General features: G+C 66.2%; 20 protein-coding genes. 10 read left to right on the top strand and 10 right to left on the bottom strand.

Annotation, left to right across the window (positions count from 1 at the left end; translation table 11 throughout):
* Positions 1-9 precede the first annotated feature (9 nt).
* Together AC58D2_RS03105 and AC58D2_RS03100 are read right to left on the bottom strand one after the other, a co-directional pair.
* The gene (locus AC58D2_RS03105) at positions 10-255 is read right to left on the bottom strand and encodes an ACT-like domain-containing protein (RefSeq protein WP_497387230.1); all 246 of its coding nucleotides are present in this window, start codon (positions 253-255) and stop codon (positions 10-12) included.
* Between the two features lies 1 nt (position 256).
* A complete protein-coding gene (locus AC58D2_RS03100; RefSeq protein WP_497387228.1) occupies positions 257-1,309 on the bottom strand; it encodes a Leu/Phe/Val dehydrogenase in 1,053 nt (350 codons plus the stop codon).
* Positions 1,310-1,435: 126 nt separating this feature from the next.
* On the opposite strand from AC58D2_RS03100, the gene AC58D2_RS03095 reads away from it, so the two are divergent.
* The gene (locus AC58D2_RS03095) at positions 1,436-1,900 is read left to right on the top strand and encodes an Lrp/AsnC family transcriptional regulator (RefSeq protein WP_497387226.1); all 465 of its coding nucleotides are present in this window, start codon (positions 1,436-1,438) and stop codon (positions 1,898-1,900) included.
* Between the two features lie 131 nt (positions 1,901-2,031).
* Here the strand turns inward: AC58D2_RS03095 and AC58D2_RS03090 are convergent, their stop codons facing one another.
* Both AC58D2_RS03090 and AC58D2_RS03085 read right to left on the bottom strand, forming a co-directional pair.
* Entirely contained in the window at positions 2,032-2,847 is an 816-nt protein-coding gene (locus AC58D2_RS03090) for a ferredoxin--NADP reductase (protein ID WP_497387224.1), read from the bottom strand.
* Positions 2,844-3,359 (bottom strand): hypothetical protein, encoded by a 516-nt coding sequence (locus AC58D2_RS03085; protein WP_497387222.1) that lies wholly within the window; start codon positions 3,357-3,359, stop codon positions 2,844-2,846. The genes AC58D2_RS03090 and AC58D2_RS03085 overlap by 4 nt, the downstream gene beginning before the upstream one ends.
* 233 nt (positions 3,360-3,592) lie before the next feature.
* Between AC58D2_RS03085 and AC58D2_RS03080 the strand changes: the two genes are divergently transcribed.
* The 6 genes from AC58D2_RS03080 to AC58D2_RS03055 all read left to right on the top strand — a co-directional run bounded on the left by AC58D2_RS03080 (position 3,593) and on the right by AC58D2_RS03055 (position 10,607).
* Positions 3,593-4,066, top strand: a complete 474-nt coding sequence (locus AC58D2_RS03080; RefSeq protein ID WP_497387220.1) for a MarR family winged helix-turn-helix transcriptional regulator — start codon at positions 3,593-3,595, stop codon at positions 4,064-4,066.
* A 99-nt stretch (positions 4,067-4,165) separates the two neighbouring features.
* A complete protein-coding gene (locus tag AC58D2_RS03075) occupies positions 4,166-5,440 on the top strand; it encodes an acyl-CoA dehydrogenase family protein (RefSeq protein ID WP_497387218.1) in 1,275 nt (424 codons plus the stop codon).
* Positions 5,441-5,542: 102 nt separating this feature from the next.
* Positions 5,543-7,264: a sulfatase family protein gene (locus tag AC58D2_RS03070; RefSeq protein WP_497387216.1), complete on the top strand. Its 1,722-nt coding sequence runs from the start codon at positions 5,543-5,545 to the stop codon at positions 7,262-7,264.
* 23 nt (positions 7,265-7,287) lie between these two features.
* Complete coding sequence (locus AC58D2_RS03065) at positions 7,288-9,534, top strand: TonB-dependent receptor (protein ID WP_497387214.1); 2,247 nt, start codon at positions 7,288-7,290, stop codon at positions 9,532-9,534.
* A gap of 2 nt (positions 9,535-9,536) precedes the next feature.
* Positions 9,537-10,115 carry an NADPH-dependent FMN reductase gene (locus AC58D2_RS03060; RefSeq protein WP_497387211.1) on the top strand — a complete coding sequence of 193 codons (579 nt, stop codon included), beginning with the start codon at positions 9,537-9,539 and terminating at the stop codon, positions 10,113-10,115.
* A gap of 12 nt (positions 10,116-10,127) precedes the next feature.
* The gene (locus AC58D2_RS03055) at positions 10,128-10,607 is read left to right on the top strand and encodes a MarR family winged helix-turn-helix transcriptional regulator (RefSeq protein WP_497387209.1); all 480 of its coding nucleotides are present in this window, start codon (positions 10,128-10,130) and stop codon (positions 10,605-10,607) included.
* Here AC58D2_RS03055 and AC58D2_RS03050 read toward each other — a convergent pair.
* Together AC58D2_RS03050 and AC58D2_RS03045 are read right to left on the bottom strand one after the other, a co-directional pair.
* Positions 10,600-11,070, bottom strand: coding sequence for a DUF3237 domain-containing protein (locus AC58D2_RS03050; protein WP_497387207.1), 471 nt, complete (start codon positions 11,068-11,070; stop codon positions 10,600-10,602). The two genes, AC58D2_RS03055 and AC58D2_RS03050, sit on opposite strands and share 8 nt — an antisense overlap.
* A 50-nt stretch (positions 11,071-11,120) precedes the next feature.
* A complete protein-coding gene (locus AC58D2_RS03045; RefSeq protein ID WP_497387205.1) occupies positions 11,121-13,301 on the bottom strand; it encodes a TonB-dependent receptor in 2,181 nt (726 codons plus the stop codon).
* Between the two features lie 146 nt (positions 13,302-13,447).
* On the opposite strand from AC58D2_RS03045, the gene AC58D2_RS03040 reads away from it, so the two are divergent.
* Together AC58D2_RS03040 and AC58D2_RS03035 are read left to right on the top strand one after the other, a co-directional pair.
* Positions 13,448-14,809 (top strand): MFS transporter, encoded by a 1,362-nt coding sequence (locus AC58D2_RS03040; RefSeq protein ID WP_497387203.1) that lies wholly within the window; start codon positions 13,448-13,450, stop codon positions 14,807-14,809.
* 16 nt (positions 14,810-14,825) lie between these two features.
* A complete protein-coding gene (locus tag AC58D2_RS03035; RefSeq protein WP_497387201.1) occupies positions 14,826-15,833 on the top strand; it encodes a formylglycine-generating enzyme family protein in 1,008 nt (335 codons plus the stop codon).
* Here the strand turns inward: AC58D2_RS03035 and AC58D2_RS03030 are convergent.
* From AC58D2_RS03030 to AC58D2_RS03020, 3 genes are all read right to left on the bottom strand, one after another.
* Positions 15,830-16,951, bottom strand: coding sequence for a tetratricopeptide repeat protein (locus AC58D2_RS03030; RefSeq protein WP_497387199.1), 1,122 nt, complete (start codon positions 16,949-16,951; stop codon positions 15,830-15,832). The genes AC58D2_RS03035 and AC58D2_RS03030 overlap by 4 nt on opposite strands.
* 171 nt (positions 16,952-17,122) lie before the next feature.
* Entirely contained in the window at positions 17,123-18,841 is a 1,719-nt protein-coding gene (locus tag AC58D2_RS03025) for a vWA domain-containing protein (RefSeq protein WP_497387197.1), read from the bottom strand.
* A gap of 90 nt (positions 18,842-18,931) precedes the next feature.
* Positions 18,932-19,474, bottom strand: coding sequence for an RNA polymerase sigma factor (locus AC58D2_RS03020; protein WP_497387195.1), 543 nt, complete (start codon positions 19,472-19,474; stop codon positions 18,932-18,934).
* 246 nt (positions 19,475-19,720) lie between these two features.
* On the opposite strand from AC58D2_RS03020, the gene AC58D2_RS03015 reads away from it, so the two are divergent.
* A complete protein-coding gene (locus AC58D2_RS03015; protein ID WP_497387193.1) occupies positions 19,721-21,610 on the top strand; it encodes a CocE/NonD family hydrolase in 1,890 nt (629 codons plus the stop codon).
* A gap of 232 nt (positions 21,611-21,842) precedes the next feature.
* Here AC58D2_RS03015 and AC58D2_RS03010 read toward each other — a convergent pair whose 3' ends face one another.
* The gene (locus tag AC58D2_RS03010; RefSeq protein WP_147041982.1) at positions 21,843-22,220 is read right to left on the bottom strand and encodes a hypothetical protein; all 378 of its coding nucleotides are present in this window, start codon (positions 22,218-22,220) and stop codon (positions 21,843-21,845) included.
* Positions 22,221-22,238: the final 18 nt, after the last annotated feature.

The following is a 22,238-nucleotide window of genomic DNA, read 5'->3' as shown; positions in this document are numbered from 1 at the left end:
CGGTCGGGGTCAGGCCGCCAATTCCATCCGTTCCTCCAGTTCGACCGCTGCGACGGCGACCGCCTCTCCGAGTTTGGCGGCGATCACCGACGCCTGATGCGACGCGAGCCCCGCAACGCTGATCTCGATCCGCATCCAGCCCTGGTCGCGCGCCGCCGACATTCCCGAAGGAATGATCGACCGCTGGGCAAAAAAGCCTGCCACGCGGGCGAGCGACTGGGGATCGGCGAGCGCATCGATGCGAAACAGGTGCATGTCAGGCGGCCGCCCGCTGGCCGGTCGCGATGGCTTCTTCGGCCATTTCGTCGGCGACGACCGCCGGCGAACGGCCCTCGCGCGCCGAGCGGTCGAGCAAGGCGGCAACGCGGGGAGCGATGGCGCTGACGCGCGCGTCGACCCCTCGTTCGTCCTCGCCCAGATATTCGGCCGATACGTTGATGATGCCGCCGGCATTGACGACATAATCGGGAGCATAGGCGATGCCGCGCGCAAGCAGCAGGTCGGCGACCTCGGCGCTCGCAAGCTGGTTGTTCGCGGCGCCGCATACCAGCCGCGCCTTCATCGTGCGGACCGTTTCGGCGGTCAGCGCGCCGCCCAGGGCGCAGGGCGCGAAAATGTCGGCATCGACCGCGGCGATCGCATCGACGTCGACAATTTGCGCGCCGTGGATATGGGCAAGCCGGTCGCGGCGCGCGGGATTCGGGTCCGCGATCACGAGGTTCGCTCCCGCCTCGGCGAGGCGGCGGCAGAGGTCCGCGCCGACATTGCCCGTTCCCTGCACCGCCACGGTCAGGCCGTCGAGATCGCTGCCCAGCGCGTGGCGCGCGGCGGCGCGCATCGATTCGAACACGCCTTTTGCGGTCCACGGCGACGGGTCGCCGCCGGCGCGGCCGTTTGCGGGCGGCAAGCCGGCGACGTGGCGGGTCGTGCTCGCGACATCCTGCATGTCGGCGACCGAGGTGCCGACGTCTTCGGCGGTGACGTACAGCCCGCCGAGCGATTCAACCGCGCGGCCGAACGCCCGGAACAGCGCGGTGCGATCGAACCCGCCGGCCGGCTTGCGCAACACCGCCTTCGCACCGCCGAAGGGCAGGCCGGCGAGGGCGTTCTTGTAACTCATGCCTTCGGCCAGCCTCAGCGCGTCGGCGAGCGCATGGTCGGCATCGGCATAGCTCCAGAAGCGGCACCCGCCTGCACCCGGGCCGAGCGCGGTCGAGTGGATCGCGATGAACCCGTCCAGCCCGGCATCGGCGTCGAACAGCCGGATACATTCGACCGGCGGGGTCAGGCGGGTGGGGCGGGCAACCATGATTTTCTCCTCTGGATAGTGACGGGCATTGTTGCACCGGAGGAGAGGAGAAACTTTCTCTAACTTCGCACATATCGCGCAGTTTTGAGGATATTCATTCCCAAAAAATGCGTGTAAGAGGTCAGAATGACCGGTCTCGATCCGTTTGAAGTGAAGATCCTCCGCGAGTTGCAGGGCGATGCAAGCCTGACCACGGCCGAGATCGCCGAGCGCGTCGGCCTGTCGCCGTCGCCGTGCTGGCGCCGTATCGACCGGTTGCAGCGCGAGGGATATATCCGCAAGCGCGTGGCGGTGGTCGACCGCCGCAAGGTGGGGCTCAACGCGCATGTCTTCGCACAGGTGAAGCTCAACGCCCACGGGCGCGCCAACCTCGACGAATTCAGCGCGGCGATCCGCTCCTTTCCCGAGGTGCTCGACGCCTATGTGCTGATGGGCTCGATGGATTTCATGCTGCGCATCGTCGCGAAGGACATCGACGCCTATGAAAGCTTCTTTTTCGAGCAGTTGAGCAAGCTGCCGGGGGTGCAGGAGATCAATTCGACCGTCGCTCTGTCGGAGATCAAGTCGACGACCGAACTGCCGCTGCGCTAGAGTTTGATCCACTAACGTGGAGGCGGCACCGGCCCGCTCCCCCACCCGGCCTCCCATAGCCTGCTATCGTCAGGGAGGCCGGGTGGGGGAGCGGGCCGGTGCCGCGCGATTCAGCGAAGCTGAATCAGACTCTAACCGACGAAGGCGCGCTCGATCACGAAGTCGCCGGGCGCGGCGTTCGAGCCTTCGGCGAAGCCGAGGGCTTCGAGCCGGCCCTGGAACCCCTTGATCATCGCCATGCTGCCGCACAGCATGATCCGGTCGGTAGCGGGGTCGAACGCCGCAGGTCCGGTAAGCGGGTGGCCGAACAGCCGGCCGCTGTCGACATGCGCGTCGATGCGCCCGGTGGTGCGAAACGGCTCGCGCGTCACCGTCGGCAGATAATGGAACTGGAGCAGCGCCTGATCCTGAACCAGCGGGTCGCCCGCCAGCTGGCTTTCGAGCGCGTCGCGAAAGGCGAGGTCGCCGATCTGCCGCACGCAATGGACCAGCGCGACCTGGCCGAAGCGGTCGTAGATGTCGGGGTCGCGCGCGATGCTGAGAAAGGGCGCCAGGCCGGTCCCCGTCGACAGCAGGAACAGGCGTTTGCCGGGGCGCAGCGCGTCGGCGACGAGCGTCCCCGTCGGCTTGCGGCCAAGATAGAGAGCGTCGCCCGGCCGGACCTTTTGCAGGCGCGACGTCAGCGGCCCGTCGGGAACCTTGATCGACAGGAACTCCAGTTCGTCGGCATAGGCGGGGCTGGCGATCGAATAGGCGCGCAGCAGCGGCCGCCCCTCGCCGGGCAGGCCGATCATCACGAACTCGCCCGACCGGAAGCGGAAGGCGGGCGGGCGGCTGATCGAGAAACTGAACAGATGGTCGTTCCAATGGTGGACGCGCAGCACTTGCTCGACGGTCAACGAGGCGGAGGGGGCCAGCCTGGCGGCGGCAGCGATACGGTCGCTCATGGACGGGATCTTTCCTGATGGATGAGTGAGAGAGGCGCGAGGTCGCCGAGGTCGAGGCCGACGCCTGCGAAGCCGCGGGTCGCATTGCCGATGGCGGTCGCGAGCGGCACCACCGCGCCGCGGCCGACGAGCAGTGTGAGCATGTCCTGCGCCCGTTCGGGCCGCCAGCGCGCCGCATCGCCCCACAGCGCGAGCAGCACCGCTTCGTCCTCGACGATCCGCGAGCCGGCGATCGGGGCGAAGGTCATCGGGGCCAGCGCGTCGCGGTTGAGCAGCGCCATCGCGATGTGGAAATCGGGCAGCACTCCATGTGCCCCCATCAGGGCGAACCCGCGGTGCAGCGCCCGCGGCGGACAGTCGCGCCGCTCGGCCGCCTGTGTCCAGCCGCGTATCGCCCACAACAGGAACCGCCCGCTGTTGCTCAGCCGCTCGACGGGCCGGTCGACAAGATCGTACACATCGTCCTCCTGATTTTCGCGATCGAGAGGATCTATGATGTTATTGCGAGTCATTTGCAAATAATTTATAAAGCGCGAACGGAGATCGAGTGCGCCCGAATGCGGCGCTGGCGGCGCGCGCGTCGGCGGCCGCGGTATCGGTCCCCGGCTTCCTGGAAAACAGCCTGGCAAAGGATTATAAGGACGATCTCTACTGACCGCGCCGGGGCGCCGGCCGCACATGCGGTTGCCGAAACGGGGGCGGGCATATTATGCCCCCTGTCCGATATCCCTTTGAAGGCGTCCCGATGCACAGCCCCTATCTGATGATGAACCTGTTGAGCGCGCTCTATTGGTTCGACGAAGCGCTTCAGGCGGCGCTCAAGGAAGCCGGTATCCCGAATGTGACGCGCGCGCAGTCGATGCTGATCGCCAATATTTCGGCCGGCGAGCACCGCGCGACGCGGATCGCCCGCAATCTGGGCGTGACGCGCCAGGCGATCAGCCTGATGCTCGGCGAACTCGAAGCGCGGGGAATCGTCGAGATCGTTCCGGATCCCGACGACCGGCGGGCGCGCATCGTGCGCTTTGCCGACGAAGCGAACGAGACGCGGCGCGCGGCGTCGAAAATCCTCCATTATCTTGAGCTGAAGCTGGTCGAACGGGTCGGCCTGCCGGCCTATCACGGGCTTCGCGACGCGCTGCGGATGGATTGGGGGGAACCGCCGAAAGTCCCGGCAGACGTCATCTCCGCCGCGGAGATCGATGGCGTATCGGGATAGGCTGGCCCCGATATTTTGTTAAGTTTCTTGACATAATTAGAAGTCTATCTATTCTTCGTCCCGACAGGCCGATTCCGGCCGGCTGGGGAGAGGATGGTCATGAATATCGCAGTTCAGGCGCGCCACGCGGAGGAGGAAGCCTTTGCCGACCGGCGCATTCCAAAGGGCGGCGACTGGCTTTCGCGCGAAGAGCTGGCGGCGCTGACGCCGGAGGAGCTGGTCCGGCGGACCACGGCGCTGAAGCCGCTGGTCGCCGCGCATGCCGCCGAGTGCGAGGAACTTCGCCGGCCCGTCGACGCCGTATGGAGCGCGATCCGCAAGACGGGAGTATTTTATCACTTCGTGCCGAAACGCTATGGCGGGCTCGAGTTCGATATCGACAGCTTTATCGATGCGATGCTCCCGATCGCCGAGGGCTGTGCCTCGACCGGCTGGGTCACCGCCTTTTGCGTCGAACATAACTGGATGCTCGCGCAGTTCCCCGAAAAGCTGCAGGACGAAACCTTCGGCGGCGATTTCCCCTATATCATCGCGCCGGGTGCGACTAATCCCCCCGGCGTCGCACAGCCGGTGGACGGCGGCTATCGCCTAACCGGCCGCTGGAAATGGGGCACCGGAATCATGCACGCCGACTGGGTGATGATCACCGGCATGGTCCCCGGTGAAAATCCGCCGCGGCAGCTGTTCCTCACGCTGCCGGCGGACGAGGTCGAGGTGCTCGATACATGGCATGTCGACGGGATGGCCGGTACCGGCAGCAACGACATCCGGTGCGAGGACATCTTCGTTCCCGAACATCGCGTGATGGACATGGGCGAGATGCGGATGGGCTGTGCGCCGGGCGCGACGATCCACGCGCACAATCCGATCTACCGCATGCCGATGACGCCGTTCCTGGCGATCACCGCGGCGATCGCGGCGGTCGGCGTCGCGCGGTCGGCGGTCGAGAATTTTCGCGAGCGCATTGGCGTGCGCACCATGTTGGGCACGACGGTCAAGCAGGTCGAAAAGGCCTCCGCACACATGCGGCTCGGCGAGGCGGCCGCGAAGACGCAGACCGCCGAGATGATCCTGCGCGAAGTCGGGCGCCGCAACGTCGCGCTGACCGAAGCGGCGGGATCGGGCCTGGTGAGCAACGAGGACCGTATCGCGATGCGCGCGCAGGTCGCGCTCGCCATGGATTTGTGCCGCCATGCGGTGCGCCTGCTCGTCGACGGCGCGGGATCGAGCGCGCACATGCTATCGAGCCCGCTACAGCGCGCGATGCGCGACATCAACGTGATGGCGAGCCACGTCGTCTACGACTTCGACGCCGCAACCGAATTGCTCGGCCGCTCGCTGATCGGGCTGTCGCCCAACACGCCGGTCTTCTGACCGGCCGAAAATAATACGCAAGATGCTTGACAAAAAAATGGATGCAGGCATTATCTTAGAATACTAAGAAAAGGCATCGAACCGGTATTGGGAGGTGCGAAGATGCGGGAGAGAATGGAGATGGATCGGCGGACGTTGCTCGCCGGAGGCTCGGCGGCGATCGTCGCGGCGCACGGCGCGCGCGCCGATGCCGCGGCGTCGACACCGGCAAAGCCCCGCAAGCGCCGCGCGCGGCCGAATATCCTGCTGATCGTCAACGACCAGGAACGCGCGCCCGCCGACATTCCCGCGTCCTTGCCGCTTCCAGCGCACGAATGGCTGCGCGAACGCGGGATATCGTTCGACCGTTTCCATGTGAACACGACGCCGTGCGGGCCGTCGCGATCGAGCATCTATACAGGGCTGCACACCCAGCATACCGGCGTCTATGCCAACCCCAATTCGCCGCCCTATCCCGAGCTCAGTCCCGACATTCCGACAATCGGCACGATGCTGCGGCAGGCGGGGTATCGCACCACCTACAAGGGCAAATGGCACCTTTCGAACATCAACAAGGGACTGAATTTCCGCGGTGTCGCGGGCGGGATATTCCCCAATACGGTCGACGTGCTCGAGCCGTTCGGCTTTGGCCAGTATAATTTCGACGGCGAGCGGGTCGGCCTGACGTGGGAAGGGTTCATCAACGATGGCGTGACCGCCGCCGAAGCGGTCGGCCAGCTTCGCGCCTATGCCGCCGACGATGAGGATGCGCCGTGGTTCATGGCTGTCAATTTCGTCAATCCGCACGATATCATGTTCTTTGACGCGACCGGCGAGGGGGAGGAGACGCGGATGCGTCCCAACCTGGTCGCGCCGCTGCTGCCCGCCCCCGGCGACCCGGTCTACGACCGCGATTGGGGCTTTGCGTTGCCGCGCAGCTTCCATGCCGACGACCTGTCGCGCAAGCCGCGCGCCCACGCCGCGATCAATGCGAGCGAATATGCCTTTTACGGCAAGATGCCGCACGGCGACGAAGCGGTGTGGAGCCGCAACCTCAACTATTATCTGAACTGCATTCGCGACGCCGACCGGCACATGAAGACGGTGCTCGACGCGCTCGCGGCGTCGGGCGAACTCGACAATACCATCATTCTCTTCACCTCCGACCACGGCGAGCGCGCCGGCGCCCACGGGATGCGGCAGAAGGGCGGCACGATCTACAAGGAGGATGTCGGCGTGCCGCTGATCGTCGTCCATCCCGACCTGCCGGGCGGGCGGTCGACGCGGGCGCTCGGCAGTTCGGTCGACCTCGTGCCGACGATCCTGGCGATGGCGGGGGTGTCGGAGGCCGAGCGGCGCGAGCGGCATCCGGCGCTCGCCGGGCATGATTTGTCGGCGGCGGTCGCGTCGCCAACGGCGCGCACCGGTCGCGATGCGGCCGGGATATTGTTCAACTATGCGGTACGCTATGGGTGGAATGCGCCCGACGTGGCGCCGGGCGTGACCGAGGCGAAACCGCTGGCGGAGAACGACCTGATGCTGCGCCGCCTGCATCGCGGCGTCCACGACGGACGCTACAAGTTCGCGCGCTATTTCGCGCCGGCGCAGCATCATGTGCCGCGGCGCTGGGACGACCTGGTCGCTTATAACGACCTCGAACTTTACGACACCGCGACCGACCCCGACGAGATCGACAATCTCGCCTGGCGGCCGGACGCGCACAAGATGCTGATCGAGCGCCTGAATTCCCAGACCAATGCGCTCGTTGCAGCCGAAATCGGCGCGGATGACGGCGCCGAATATCCGGGTCCGGCTTCGCAATACAGGACATTGAAGCTGACCTGATCCGTCCACTTGGGGAGAGGGATATGACCATTGCGAGATTGTTTTGGGGGAGCGCGCTCGCGCTCGCCCTGGGGACGCCTGCGCTTGCGCAACAGGCGGATGCGGAGGGCGCGGCGGCGCGCGACGACGATCCGCAGGCGATCATCGTCACCGCGACGCGCCGCGAACAGACGCTTCAGGAAGTCCCGATCTCCGTCGCGGTCGTCGGCGGCGACCAGATCGAAAAGCAGGGCATCCTGCTGTTCGACGACGTGCAGGACAGCGTGCCCAACCTTCAGATCGACCGTACCAACGGCAATTTCGCGATCACGATGCGCGGGCTTGGCGCCGGGACCGGCAACCTGTCGTTCGAGCAATCGGTCGGGCTGTTCATCGACGGCGTCTATCTGAGCCGCTCGCGCGCGTTCCAGAACCCGCTGCTCGACATCGAACGGGTCGAGGTGGTGCGCGGGCCGCAGGGAGCGCTGTTCGGAAAGAATACCAACGCCGGCGCGATCAGCGTCGTCACCCGGCGGCCGACGCGCGACTTCGAAGGATTCCTCCGCGCCTCCGGTGAGGTCGAACATGGCGGCTGGAACCTGGAGGGTGCGATATCGGGGCCGGTTTCCGACACGGTCAGCGTGCGGCTGACCGGGCGCGCCGGTGCGATCGGCGATACGATGACCAACACGATCACCGGGAAAGGCCAGAACGGCGCGCATTACGAAGCGGTACGGGGCCAGATCCTGTGGGAGCCGACCGACGGCTTCGACGCCTTGCTCAAGGTCGAGCATTCGTCGAACCGGATCGACGGCGGGACGACGGTGTTCAACTATATCGGCGATGCGGGCTGCGCGCTGTGCGATGCGGTTCGCAATTCGGGGGAGGAGGTTCCCGAATATCCGAGCTTCCGGCGCGCGGCGCGGACGGTGAACCCCGAATATGACGATACCGAAACGACGATGGCCCAGTTGACGATGACACTCGACGCCGGCGACTGGACCTTCACCTCGGTCACCGCGTACCAGGAACTCGATGGCGGGGTGAATTCGGATTATGACGGACCGCTGACCTTCCTCGAATCCGACATTACCGAACGTTCGAACTCGCTGTTCCAGGAAGTGCGCGCCCAGCGCCCGATCGGCGACGACGGATCGTTCATCGCCGGGCTGACCTATATCGACACCGATCTGCACATCCAGCAGGCGTCGCTGTTCAACGCGGCGAGTGCGGGCAGCCCCGCCCCGCTCAACGGCCTGTCGACGCGCCAGTTCGACCAGGCGGGCCGCTCGCTGTCGCCCTTCGTGTCGGTCGAGGTGCCGGTCGGCCCGCAGGTGATGCTGAGCGGCAGCCTGCGCTATTCGCACGAAAAGCGCGACGGGCGTGCGCGCTCGTTCAACGACGGCGTCTTTCCGCCGACCTATCTGCCCTATGATCTCGACGAAACGCGCAAGGAAAGCCTGTGGGACTATTCGCTGCGCGCGCGCTACGAATTCAGTCGCGACGCTTATGTCTACCTGAGTTACGCGACCGGGACCAAGGGCGGCGGCTTCGTGTCGAACGACGCGTTGCTGCTCTATAACATCCAGAACGGCATCGCGACCTTCCAATATGATTCCGAGCGGGCGCGGTCCTGGGAAATCGGCGGAAAATTCCGCTTCCTGGACGGCAAGGGCAATTTCAACATCGCGCTGTTCCGCACCAACTTCAGCAACTTGCAAGTGTCCGAATACAACGGCACCGCCTTCGTCACCGGCAATGCCGCGTCGGCGATCGCGCAGGGGATCGAGGTCGACACCGACATCGGGCTCGGCGAGTACTGGCGGGTCGGGGGCAGCCTTGGCTACCTCGATGCCCATTACAAGGATTATCCCGGTGGCGCCTGCCTGTATGACGCGCCCGCAACCTGCACGCCGCAAACGAACAACCTGGCCGGCGTTCGCCTGGTGCGTGCGCCCGAATGGACCGCGAGCGGCTTCGTCGAGGGCAAATATCCGGTATCGGATCGCCTCTATGCGCTCGCGCGGCTGTCGGCGAACCATCAGTCGCGTTCGTTCTTTCAGCCCGACATGAACCCGCTCAATTCGCAAGGCGCCTTCACCAAGCTCGATGCGCGGCTCGCGGTCGGGCGCGAGGACGGCCGCTGGGAACTCGCGCTTGTCGGGCGCAACCTGACCAACAAGCTGACGACGACGCAGGGATTCAACACCCCGGTCTTTGGCGGCAACAGTCATATGGCGATGGTCGGGGCGCCGCGGACGGTGACGGTGCAGCTCTCGCTGGACTTTTGACGATGGCGGCGGCGCCGGCGGACCTGCTGTTGCTGGCCGGGGGAATCCGTCCCGGCTCGCTGAACGAACAGCTGATCGGCTGCGCCGCCGACGCCGCGCGCGGCCTGGGCATGCGAACGACCCGCCTGTCGCTGTCCGACTATCGGCTGCCCCTGTTCGGCGCCGACGCCCGGGCGGTCGACGAGGTGCCCGAGGCGATCGCCCTGAAGCACGCCTTCAGCGGCCATGCCGGGGTCATCCTGGCGAGCCCCGAGCACAACGGGTCGGTTACCGCGATGCTCAAGAACGCGATCGACTGGCTGTCGTGCCCGAGCGGGGAGGAGCCACCGCAAGCCTATCGCGCCTTTCGGCGCAAGGCCTTTGGCCTCGTATCGGCGTCGTCGAGCCCGTTCGGCGGTCTGCGCGGCCTGTCGCAGCTGCGCCAGATCCTGACCACGGTGCAGGCTTTCGTCGTGCCCGAGCAACTCAGCGTGCCGCACGCGCACCGGGCGTTCGACAGCGAGGGCCGCCTTGCCGATCCCGTTCTGGACCGGCTGATGACCGAGCTGGTGCGGTCGGTCGCGGAGGTTGCGCGGCGTTAGGGAGCAAGGGCGATGCTGGCGAAGACGGAGCCGTGCGAGTGGACCCAATATTGGGATTTCGCGGACAGTCTCGGCTATCTTTCCCGGCTGATCTTTCGATCCTTTTCGGCGTTGCGCGAAGCCGAAACCATCGTGCACGGCGTCTCTGCCGGACACTGGACCTTCCTGCGCCAGCTTTGGCGCGAGGACGGAATCAGCCAGCACGAGCTGAGCTGCCGGCTCGCGATGCGCGATGCGACGACGGCGGTGGCGCTGCGCGGGCTGGAGGGCGCGGGGCTGGTCCATCGCCGCGTCAACCGCCGCGATCGCCGCGAAACGCTCGTCTATCTGACGCCGCACGCCCGGCGGCTTGCGCGCGTCCTGCTGCCCGTGACGCGCGAGGTGCAGGCGCTCGCGACGCGCGACTTTTCAGAGGAGGAGATCGAGGTCCTGCGCCGCCTGATGCTGCGTGTGATCGGCAATCTCGCCCAAGCGGAGGTGGACCCTAGGTAAGCTCGAAGACGTCGTAGCGCACCGCGCCGCCGATCGTCGCGCCCATTCCGACCGCCACGATGTCGTTGAGCCAGGCATAGCGTTCGTCGCCCGTTTCGAAGATCGGGGCGGTGCGGAAATAGATTTCGGCGCGCTCGGCATCGGTCTGTGGCCCGCCGTTGCGCGCGTGCCGGTGCGCGACCGACAAGGGCCTGAGGACGCCGCGATAGGATACGTATATCAGCGCGCCGTCATGCGTTTCCAGCGTAATCCGCGCATCAAGGCGCAGCGTGTCGTTGTCGTCGATCGTTGCCCAGTCGCCGCCGCTGGGCATCACGCGTCCGCGCAGGCGCTCGCCCTCGACCTCTCCGCCGGTGAGCGCGGCGATCATGCGGCGGCCGAAATGCGCCTTGCCGATCATCTGTTGCGGCTCGGTGAAGGCCGCGCGATACGAACAAAGATAGCGAAAGGCGGGTTCCTGCATGATCGTTCCTTTGGGAAGCGGGCGGCGGGTAATGGCCCGCCGCGGCGCCGTCAGAAGTTGAACGCGACCGTCGCGCCATAGGTGCGAGGCGGGGCGTAGGGCGTGAGAATCTGGCGATAGGGGCCGAAGTAGGTGACATAGGTCGGCACCAGCTCGTCGGTCAGATTCTTGCCCCAGAGCGATATTTCCCAAGCATCGCCGGGCCCCCCGAGCGACAGGCGGGCGTCGAGATTCTCATGCGCGGGCCAAAGCTGCTGCGGGATGTTCGACGCTTCGAAATAGGCGTCGCCGACCCAGCTGTAGTCGACGCGCAGCTTGGCCGACATATCGCCCAACGGGGCCTCTATCTGGCCGCCGACGTTGAATTTGTTCTTCGGCGAACGCGGCAGTTGGTTGCCGGTATAATCCTGGCCGGGGATCGCATATTCGGTGAACTGCGTGTCGAGATACGCATAGCTGCCGTCGAGTTGCAGCCATTGGGCCGGGCGCAGGACGGTTTCGATTTCGAGGCCCTTGATCCGCGCCTTGGCGGCATTGCTGACGACGACGCAGCACAGCGGGACGAGCTGCGAAATCTGAAGGTCCGAATAATCGGTGCGGAACGCGGCAATATTGAGGCGCAGCTTGCGGTCGAACCAGTCGGTTTTGGCCCCGATTTCATAGCCCCATGCGAATTCGGGATCATAGGGGGTGGACGCCCCCGCCGCGGTGCCCGAAATTCCCTGGAAGCCGCCGCTCTTGTATCCGCGCGCGACGGATGCGTAGAGCAGCACGTCGTCGGTCGCCTTCCAGTTGAGGGCGAAGCGCGGGGTGAAGGCTTTCCAGCTCTTTTTGCCGGTCACGTCGTAGCCGGCGAGCGAGCCCAGCGGCGGCGGCAGGCCCGGGCCGTCGTCGGCCTTGTAGCCGGCGAAGCGCCCGCTCTTGCGCTCCCACGTCATGCGCGCGCCGAGCGTCGCGGTGAGCGACGGCACGATCTCATAATCGACCTGGCCGAAGATCGCGAAGCTGCGCGCGTTGACCGATTGCGGGTAGATGCCGGTGCCCGAGCTTGCCGGGGTCGGGAAGTCCTGGATCTGTCCTTCGATGCGGTCGTTATTCTCTTTCAGGAAATAGAGGCCGGTCTGACCCTTCAACCGACCGGCCCAGGCGTCGAAGGCGAGGCGCAGTTCCTGGCTGAACTGGCTGTTGTTCTCTTCGCCGAAGCTCGTCGATTCGATCTGCGCCGGCGGGTTGATCGGATTGCTGAAGAAGGGCGTGACGAAGTTGAACTTCACCTTGCGCAGCGCGGTGAGCGACGTCAGCGTCCCGAACGGCAGGTCGAGGTTGGCCTCTGCCGAATAGGTCTGGATCGTTCGCTTCACCTCGCCGTCGATATAGGCGTTCACGACGCGCGGGTCGGGATTGATGCCGGCGCAATGGATGCCGCCGTCGAAGCTGGCATCGCAGTTATTGTGGCGCGGATTGCCCTTTTGATCCTGATGCGAGACGTCGGCGCGCAGGATGATGTCGAGCGTGTCGGTCGGCACGAAGCGCAGCGCGACCCGCCCCGTCGTCAGGTTCAGGTCGTTGACGTCGTTGCCCGTCGTTTCATTATATTCGAAGCCGTCGCGCTGTTTGTGCGACAGGCCGGCCGACAGATAGACGGTGTCGCTGAGCGGCATGTTGCCGCGCGCGGTCACCCCGAAGCGGTTGTAGTTGCCGTAGGTCCCTTCGAAATGGAAACTCTCTTCGTCGTCGGGCTTGCGGCTGATGAACTGGACGAGGCCGCCGATCGCATTCTTGCCGAACAGCGTGCCCTGTGGGCCGCGCAGCACTTCGACCCGTTCGAGGTCGAGCGCGTCGAGATCGGGCGTGCCGCCGCGTCCGGCGTAGATCCCGTCGACGAAGACCACGACCGACGGGTCGCCGCCGGCATTCTGGCTGATTCCCGGCGCGCTGCCGATGCCGCGCATCGCGAAATTGGTGTTGATCGGGTCGACCGCGCTGACCGCGAGCCCCGGCGTCCGCACGGCGATGTCCTGAACCGACTCGATATTGTTGTCGCGAAGCTGTTCGGACCCGAAGGCGGTGACCGAAACGGGGACGTCCTGCAGGCGCTGTTCGGTACGCTGCGCGGTCACGATGATGTCGCCGCTGTCGTCGCGCGCGTCGTCCTGTGCCGCGGCCGGAACCGCGAAAAGGACGGCCCCGGCGAGCAGCAGGGCGCGGCTATGCTCGATATTCCTCGACATGATCTTCTCCCATCCGCTTGTTTTATTTTTCCGGACCGTCATTATGCGGCCTATGATTACTTAGGTAACTAAGTATATTTCGCTTTGTATATGCTCGTTGTCTTCCCGGTGCAAGAGGGGGGCGAGCGACGGGATGGAGAGGGAAGATGCAGCGAGCGCGCGGGGCCGAAACCGGCTCGATCGGGCGAGAAGATCCCCCGTGGCCACGTCCGGCCTATAGCTGGTACGTCGTCGGCGTCCTGCTGCTCGCCTATACGCTTTCGTTCGTCGACCGGATGATCTTGACGCTGCTGGTCGCGCCGATTCGGGCCGCGCTCGATATTTCCGATACCGAGGTCAGCCTGCTTATCGGGCTTGCCTTCGCGCTCTTCTACACGCTTCTCGGCCTGCCGCTCGCGTGGATCGCCGACCGGTACAGCCGGCGCAACCTGATCGTCGCAGGGGTCGGCCTGTGGAGCGTGATGACGGCGGGATGCGGCTTTGCCGGCAGCTATAGCGCGCTCTTTCTGGCGCGGATGGGGGTCGGGGTGGGCGAGGCGACGCTGTCGCCCGCGGCCTTTTCGATGCTGAGCGATTATTTTCCGAGGGACCGGCTGGCGCGCGCGATGGCGGTCTATTCGATCGGAGTGCCGCTTGGGTCGGGGATCGCCCTGATCCTCGGTGCTTTCGTCGTCCAGGCGGTGCTGTCGGCGCCCGATGTCGTCATTCCGTTTTTTGGCGCGATGGAGGCGTGGCGGCTGATCTTCCTGTGGGTCGGGGCGCCGGGGCTGCTGCTCTGTCTGTTGCTGTTCACCGTGCGCGAACCGCTGCGCCGGGGGCGTGCGGCGGCCGCGGCCTCTGGCGCGCCCGCGCCAGGGTTGATCGCGCACCTGCGGGCTCATCGCGCCGCCTTTGGCGCGCTGTTCGCGGGCATGTCGCTGATCGGCATCGTCATGTACGGTGCGATGGCGTGGATACCCACCTTCTTTGCCCGCAGCTTCGGCCTGCCGGTTACCGAGGCCGGGCTGTGGTTCGGCATTATCATGGCGACCGGCGGCGCGGCGGGCCTGCTGATGGGCGGGGCGCTCAGCGACCGCTGGTTCGCGCGCGGTGTCGGCGACGCGCACCTGCGCGTCATGCGCCTGTCGATCCTGCTTGGCGGGCCGCCATTCCTGACGATGACGCTGATGCCCGGCGCGAACTTCGCCTTTGCGGCGCTGGCGCTCGCCTTTCCGTTCCTGACGATGCACGGGGTCGGGACCGTCGCCCTTCAGCTGATCACGCCGAACGAGTATCGAGCGCGGATGACGGCGCTCTATTTCTTCGTCGTCAACCTGACCGGGCTCGGCTTTGGCCCGATGCTGATGGCGTTGCTGACCGATCATGTCTTTGGCGACGATGCGATGCTGCGCTATTCGATGGCGGTCGTGATGGGATTCGCGCTGCCGGTCGCGGCGATCGTCCTGACGCTGGGATTTCGCGGCTATGCGCGGAGCGTCGCGCAAATGTCGGAGCCTGCACGGGGGTAAGGGGAGAAGAGTGGGCGTGACGAAGCTGATCTGGACGAGCGCCGCGAGCGTGATGGGGCTGGCTCTGCTCGGCGCTTGCGGCGACAGAGGCGGCGACGCGGCGCGGGAGGCGGCGGCGCAACCGCGTAGCTGCCCGAAGCTCGCCGATACCCCCGTCAAGCTGGCCGGGGGCACGTTCGCGATGGGCGAGGACGATGTCTATGCCGAGGAAGGACCGGTCCGCGAAACGCGCGTCGCCGGCTTCTGGATCGACCCGCACGAGGTTACCAACCGCCAGTTCGCCGCTTTCGTGAAGGCGACCAACTATGTCACCGTGGCCGAAAAGCCCGTCGATCCCAAGCAGTTCCAGGTGCCCGCGGACCAGATCCCCGCCGATATGCTGAAACCCGGATCGGCGGTGTTCACGCCGCCCGATTTCCCGTCGAACAATTACAACGACTGGTGGAAATATGTCCCGGGGGCAAACTGGAAGAAGCCCTATGGCCCGACCGGACCCGCCGAGGTTGCCGACGAGCCTGTCGTCCATCTGGCGTGGGACGATATGGCGGCTTATGCGAAATGGCGGGGCGGCCGGCTGCCGACCGAGGCCGAATGGGAATATGCGGCGAGCGCGGGCAAGCGATCGGCCAATGTCCAGCCGGCCGAAGCGAACAGCTGGCAAGGCGCCTTCCCGAATTTCAACGCGGCGACCGACGGGTTCAAGGGCGTGGCGCCTGTCGGCTGTTACAAGCCCAATGCCAACGGGTTGTACGACATGGTTGGCAATGTGTGGGAAGTCGTTTCGGACTTTTACCGTCCCGGCCACGATCCCGCCGACCGCGATAACCCGACAGGACCCGACCGGAACCATGCCTATGATCCCTATAATCCCGGGATGCCGTCGCGCACGGTGAAGGGCGGTAGCTATCTTTGCGCGCCCAACTATTGCCAGCGCTATCGCCCTGCGGCGCGGCAGGGGCGCGATCCGGGATTGGGGACGAGCAACGTCGGATTCCGCCTGGTCTACGACCGCGCGCCGTCCTAGCGAACGACCGATTTGTAGCGAGGGTCTAGGTCGACCGCGCGCGCTTCGTCGGCGGCGGCGCGATCGGGCTTGCCCATCCGGCGCCAGAGCTGCGCGCGGTGATAATAGCCGCTCGCGCTGGCGGGCGCGTGGCGGACGGCCCGGTCGAGATCGGCCATCGCGCGGTCGAGGTCGTCGCGGCGCGCGAAGATGAGGCCGCGGTTGAGATAGGCGAGCGACTGGTCGGGAAGCGCGTCGATCGCCCGGTCGAAGGCGAGGGTGGCGGCGTCGAGGTCGCCTTGCCATGCAGCGGCCAGCCCTTCGTCCAGATGAGTTCGCGCGGCGCGCCGCTGCGCCGCCGACCCGCCCTTGAGCAGCCCGGCGCAGCGGGCCGGGTCGTGCGCCGGGTCGTCGATCGTGCAGGCGTTCCAACCGCCGCGCGCGGCCTGGGCTCCCCGAGCCCGCGCGGCACCGGTGACGACGATGTTGTTCTCGGCCAGCGGCGGCGGTGGCGGCGCGGCTGGCGCCGGCGCGAAGGCGGCGGGCGGCGATGGCGCGCGCGCGGCGGCGCGTCGGGCCTGCGCGGTGACCGCAATCTCGACCGGCTCGGCGGCGGCCCGGTCCGCCGGCGGCGCGGGCTTGGCGGGCGCGGATTTGGCGGGGGCGGCATCGGCGGAGGCTTCGCGGTTGCTGGCGGTATCCGCGTCGGCCGGGGCAGCGGCGGGCGGCGCCTTGGCCCGTTCGGCAGGCGCGGGCGCGGCGATATCGGACGGCGGCGGCGCCACTGCACGCGTTGCGGGGGCCGTCATCTCGAGCCGGGCCATCCGCGGTTCGGCCGCGCGCCGTTCGGGTTTCTCGCGCGGGGATTCCACGAGCGTCGAGGGCCGGTCGAGCGCGATGCGCGCAAGCGGCAGGCTGATCGCGGCGACCAGCGCGAACGCGGCGATGGCCTGAACCTGCGGGCGGCGGATCTTATCCCATACGCCCCGCTGCGGCCTGGCCGCGCGCGCGGGTTTGCGGGGATCGCTTGCCTCGCCGCCGAACCGGCGCGCCGCCTTTGCGATCGCCGCTTCGCGGCGCGCGGGCGCCGGGGGTGGCGGGTCGGGAAGCAGCCGCCCGATGTCCCCGTCCGCGCTCATCGTCCCGCCGCTCCGATCGACGCCGGCGACCGACGGTCGGCGAACGTGCCGGCGGGGTGGGGAAGGGAGGCAGCCATGACGATCATCTTATAGCCCGTTTCGGGCGCGCGTCGATGCTGGGAGGCGGCGGCGCGATCCGTGCTGCGCCGCCGCCTCGCCGATGGCTCGATCCTAGCGGTCGAGGCGTGCCATCGACCCCGCGGTCCTGGCAGCACGGACGAGCTGGACGAGTTCGCTGCGATAGCCATAGTCGTCGTCGCCGCGCGCCGCCGAAACGATCGCCAGCACATCGTCATAGGTCATCGCCCCGTTGTAGCGGCCGCCACGAAGCAGTTCGGCGAAGGCCGCAACCCCCGCCGCGAACCGCGCATCCCGCGGCGCATCGGCGAACCGTGCGACCTCGACCCGCCGGTCGATCGGTGTCGAGATCAGCGTGCTGCGATCCGATTTCGGCAGTTTGTAGCGGATCTTCACAAAGCCATATTCGCCATTCGCCGCGGCCGCGCGCGGCGCGGGTACGGGCTTGCCATAACGCAGGTCGCCCATCGTGCGCGGTCCGCCGACGGGAACGATCTCGTAAAGCGCGGTTACCGTCTGTCCCGACCCGACCTCGCCGGCGTCGACCTTGTCATTGTCGAAATCGTCGCGATTCAGCAGGCGCGTCTCATATCCGATCAGGCGATATTCGGCGACGGTCGCGGGGTTGAATTCGACCTGGATCTTCACGTCCTTGGCGATCGGGAACAGCGTCGAGGTCGCCTCTTGAACCAGCGTCTTGCGGGCTTCGCCGACGGTGTCGATATAGGCGGCGGCGCCATTGCCGTTCTGGGCGAGCGCCTGCATCAGCGCGTCGTTATAATTGCCCATGCCAAAGCCCAGCACCGAGAGAAACACGCCCTTGCCCCGCTCGTGCTCGATATAGCCCTTGAGCTCCTCCTGATTGGTGATGCCGACGTTGAAATCGCCGTCGGTGGCCAGGATCACCCGATTGACGCCCTGGGGATCGAGATTGCTTTCCGCAAGCGCATAGGCCTGCCTTATGCCTTCGGCGCCCGCGGTGCTGCCGCCCGCGCCGAGCCGGTCGAGCACGGCGAGGATCTTGCCCTTCTGACTCGCCGGGGTCGGCTCGAGCGCGGTGCCCGCGCTGCCGGCATAGGTGACGATCGCCACCCGGTCGTCGGCGCCGAGCTGGTCGAGAAGCATCGCGAGCGACTGTTTGACCAGCGGGAGCTTGTTCGGGGCGTTCATCGACCCCGACGTGTCGATCAGGAAGACGAGGTTGGCGCGCGGGCGTTCGGCCTTTTCGATCGCATAGCCCTTGATTCCGATCCGCACGAGCTTGCGACCTTCTTTCCAGGGGCTCGGGAAGACCGCGACATTCGAGCGGAAGGGCTGGCTCGCGTCGGTCGGCCCGGCATAGTCGTAGGGGAAATAGTTGACCATTTCTTCGGTCCGCACCGCCGCCGGCTGCGGCAGGACGTTCCGGTCGAGCGAGGCGCGTACGAAGGAATAGGACGCGGTGTCGACGTCGATCGAGAAGGTCGATACCGGGTCCTGCTGCGCGACCTTGAAGCTGTTCTGGTCGGTCGCGGTAAATTTGTCGCGGCCGACGTCCTGATAATAGGGCGGTGGCCGGTCGCCGGGATAGGGCATAATCCCGCTGGGCGCGGCGCGCACCATCAGGGCGGGCGGCGGCGGGGCGGCCGGAGCCGGATAGGCCTGGGCTTCGGCCGCGACGTCGAGCCGCTGGCGTTCCGCGCTGGCGGTCTTCGATGCGGTCACTGCAATCTCGGCCGACGGCGACGCCGTGTCGGGGCTGGCATTGTTCGAACAGGCGGCGGCCAGCAGGATCGTCAGTCCGGCGGCCGGGGCAAGATAGGGACGGGGCATAAAGGATCTCCCTGAGGCGTGCGGCGCGATATTGCCCGCATGTAACTGGGACGCCCCATCTCCGGATTTCCTTGGGAGAATAATCGATCGTTAGCGTTTTCCGCCTTGCGCGCCCGCCAGCAGGCGCCGGATTTCGTGCATCCGCCACGATATCGTCGCCTCTGCGACGCCCAGGATTTCGGCGGCCTCTGCATGAGTCAACTGCTGTCCCGCGACGAGGATCGCCGTGTCGCGCAGGTCGGGCTTCAGCCGGGATATCGCGCTTTCGATCCATACCGCATCGTAAAGGTCGCGGCCGTCCGGTACGCGCGCGAGCCCCGCCATCACGGTCAGGCGGCCGGCGAACCCCGCAAAGGATCGTCGCCGGCGCCGCAGGTCGCGGCACGCGTTGACCGTTATGCGGAACAGCCATGTCGTGAATTTGGCGTCGCCGCGAAAGCCGGCCAGCTTGTCGGCGAGCAGGCAACAGACGTCCTGCACGATATCGTCGGCGTCGGCACGCGAGCCCGTCATCTGCCAGGCAAGGCCGTGAATCCGGTCGTAATGGCGGCGGAGCAGGCGCTCGAATGCGTCGCGATCACCCGCGATCGCGGCGGCCAGCGTTTCGGATTCCGTCTGATCGGGCAGCACCATCGATCAGGGCTTGGCCGCGGAGCCGTTGCCGGTTCCGTTCCCGCACTGTCGCTTCCCCATCGGCCAGCCAGCCCCCTGCGTTGCGCCAAGGCGATTCTTGTGCCCGATCCGCGCGGCCGATGCCACCGTCTAAGCTTGCGATCTGAGCCTCCAATCGGAAAATAATATCCCAAATGGAAAATTTGCGCTGGAAATCCCGTGCTGCTCGTTCATGTTTATGCCGTTCGATTCGGAGGGGAGAGTCTGATGCCCGAAGCCTGGAGCCGTTTCCGCCTGGCCGCGTCGGCCCTGCTGCTGGCGATCGCCGGCCCTGCGCCGCTGCAGCCCGCGGCGATCGCCCAGCCTGCCGTTGCGGCGCCGGCGGCAAAATCGGGCTATGAGGCCGAGGATGTCATGATCCCCGTGCGCGACGGGGTCCGGCTCCACGCTCAGGTCTGGCGTCCGAAGGGGGTGACCGAACCCCTGCCGATCCTGATGACCCGGTCGCCCTATGGTTTCACCAGGGAGCGCATCGAGACCGGCCTGTCCGAAGGCGGCGCCTATGCCGAGCTGGCGGCCGACAAGTTCATCTTCGTTTTTCAGGACATTCGCGGCCGCTTTGGTTCGGAGGGCGAATTCGTCAACCTGCGCCCGCTCAAAAGCGCGCCCGACGGGATCGACGAGGCGACGGATACCTATGATTCGATCGACTGGCTGGTGAAGCAATTGCCCGTCAACAATGGCAAGGTCGGGGTTTTCGGCGTGTCCTATGGGGGCTGGACCGCCGCGGTGGCGACCGCCGAGCCGCATCCCGCGCTCAAGGCCGTGACCTCGCAGGCATCGCCCGAGGACATGTTCATCGGCGACGATTTCCTGCACAACGGCGCCTTCCGGCTCGACTATGCCTGGTCGTGGGTGTCGGCGCTCGAAACCGACGGGCGTACGATGACGATCTTCGATTTCGGGACCGACGACGCCTATGACTGGTACCTGAAGCAGGGCGAGTTGGCGACGATGGACCGGCGCGAACTGGGCCGGACGATGCCGAGTTGGCAGAATTTCGTTTCGCATCCGAATTACGACGATTTCTGGCGCGCCAGCCGCACGTCGCAGATGATGCCCGCGAAGGTTGCGGTGCCCAACCTGATCGTCGCAGGCTGGTGGGACCAGGAGGATTTCTATGGCCCGATGACCATCTATGCCAACCAGGAAAAAGGCGATGCGCGGGGGCTGAACTATCTGGTGGTCGGGCCGTGGAACCACGGCGGCTGGCGCGGCGAGGGCAGCAGCTATGGCCCCTTCGAGCTTGGCAGTGCGACCGGGACATGGTTCCGCACCGCGGTCGAGCTTCCCTGGTTCCGCTATTGGCTGAAGGGCGAAGGGACGCTCGATCAACCCGAAGCACTGGTTTTCCAGTCCGGGACGAACAGGTGGCAGCGGCTGTCGCGCTGGCCGGCGGCGGACAGCGAGGCGCGCAACCTCTATTTTCACGGCAACGGGACGCTGTCGTTCGAGCCGCCGGCGACCGACGAGGGGGTGAGCCGCTTCGTGTCGGACCCCGCCGACCCCGTGCCGTATCGCGACCGCGCCGTGCTCAAGCCGTTCCTGGCACCGGGGTCGACCTGGTCGACGTGGATCGCCGACGACCAGGCCCCGTTTGCAGCGCGCGACGACGTGCTGTTCTGGCAAACCGAGCCGCTGAACGAAGACGTCACCGTTGCGGGCAATATCGCCGCGCGCCTGTTTGCGAGCACCACCGGCTCTGACGCCGACTGGGTGGTCAAGCTGATCGACGTCTATCCGTCCGACGCCGGCACGCCCCAGGCGCTGCGCGGCCGCCAGCGGATGATCGCGAACGACGTGTTCCGCGGCCGCTTTCGCGAAAGCTATGAACGGCCGAGCGCAATCGCGCCCGGACGGGTCCTCGAATACAGGATCGACCTTCATTCGGCATCGCACGTCTTTCGCAAGGGGCACCGCATCGCGGTGCAGGTCCAGAGCAGCTGGTTCCCGCTGATCAACCGCAATCCCCAGACGTTCGTGCCGAACATCCTGAAGGCGCAGCCCGCCGACTATCGGACGCAAACCCATTCGGTCTTCTATACGCGCCGCTATCCGTCGGCGATTTCGATGGCGGTGCTGCCAGCCGGCAACTGACGCGAAATGGCGGTGGAGCCAGTCACCTGCGAACCGCTCTCTGGTGCGCCTTTCCCGTTTTGACGGGAATTTAACGGGAAATCGGCTGTTTTCGGCCACAGATGCTCGACACGGAAGGCCGCAAAGCCCCGATTTTCGCCGATATACCAACGGAATTCCCGTAAACCAATAACGGGAATTTATTTCCGCTCTTCATGCGTTGGCCGGGATGCTGGCGCCGCCCTGCCGGGAATTATGCTTCCCGGCGGGCCGGATCATGCGCGCCGTCGATCGAGAACTGATCGAGGAGCGCAAGCATAGCCTCAAGCCTGGATCGAAGCGTCGCCACCTCGAGGGCGAGCAACACGTCGCGTCGTCCCGCTGCGACCAGGATCCGGGTCAGCACCGGGTTGGAATTGCGCATCAGCGCCACCAGGTGGCGCCCCCGCGGCGCATGCGATCCAGCGAACCAATGCTTGACGCTCCGCTCGCTCGCACCGGTCCAGCGCATAGCTGTTTTTACGCCCTGATGAGTCCGCCCCAGATCCGTATCCAGAGCTTCCGCTATCATCATGGCAAAAGCCACATCCTCTTCGTCGAGGTGCAACTTCTTGCCCTTTTTCGGCAACATCTTTCCTCTCCTTGATAG

It is taken from the genome of Sphingopyxis sp. CR5 (assembly GCF_059693785.1).
The sequence above is the reverse complement of the archived record's forward strand: the minus strand, read 5'-3'. Positions and strand labels throughout refer to the sequence as shown.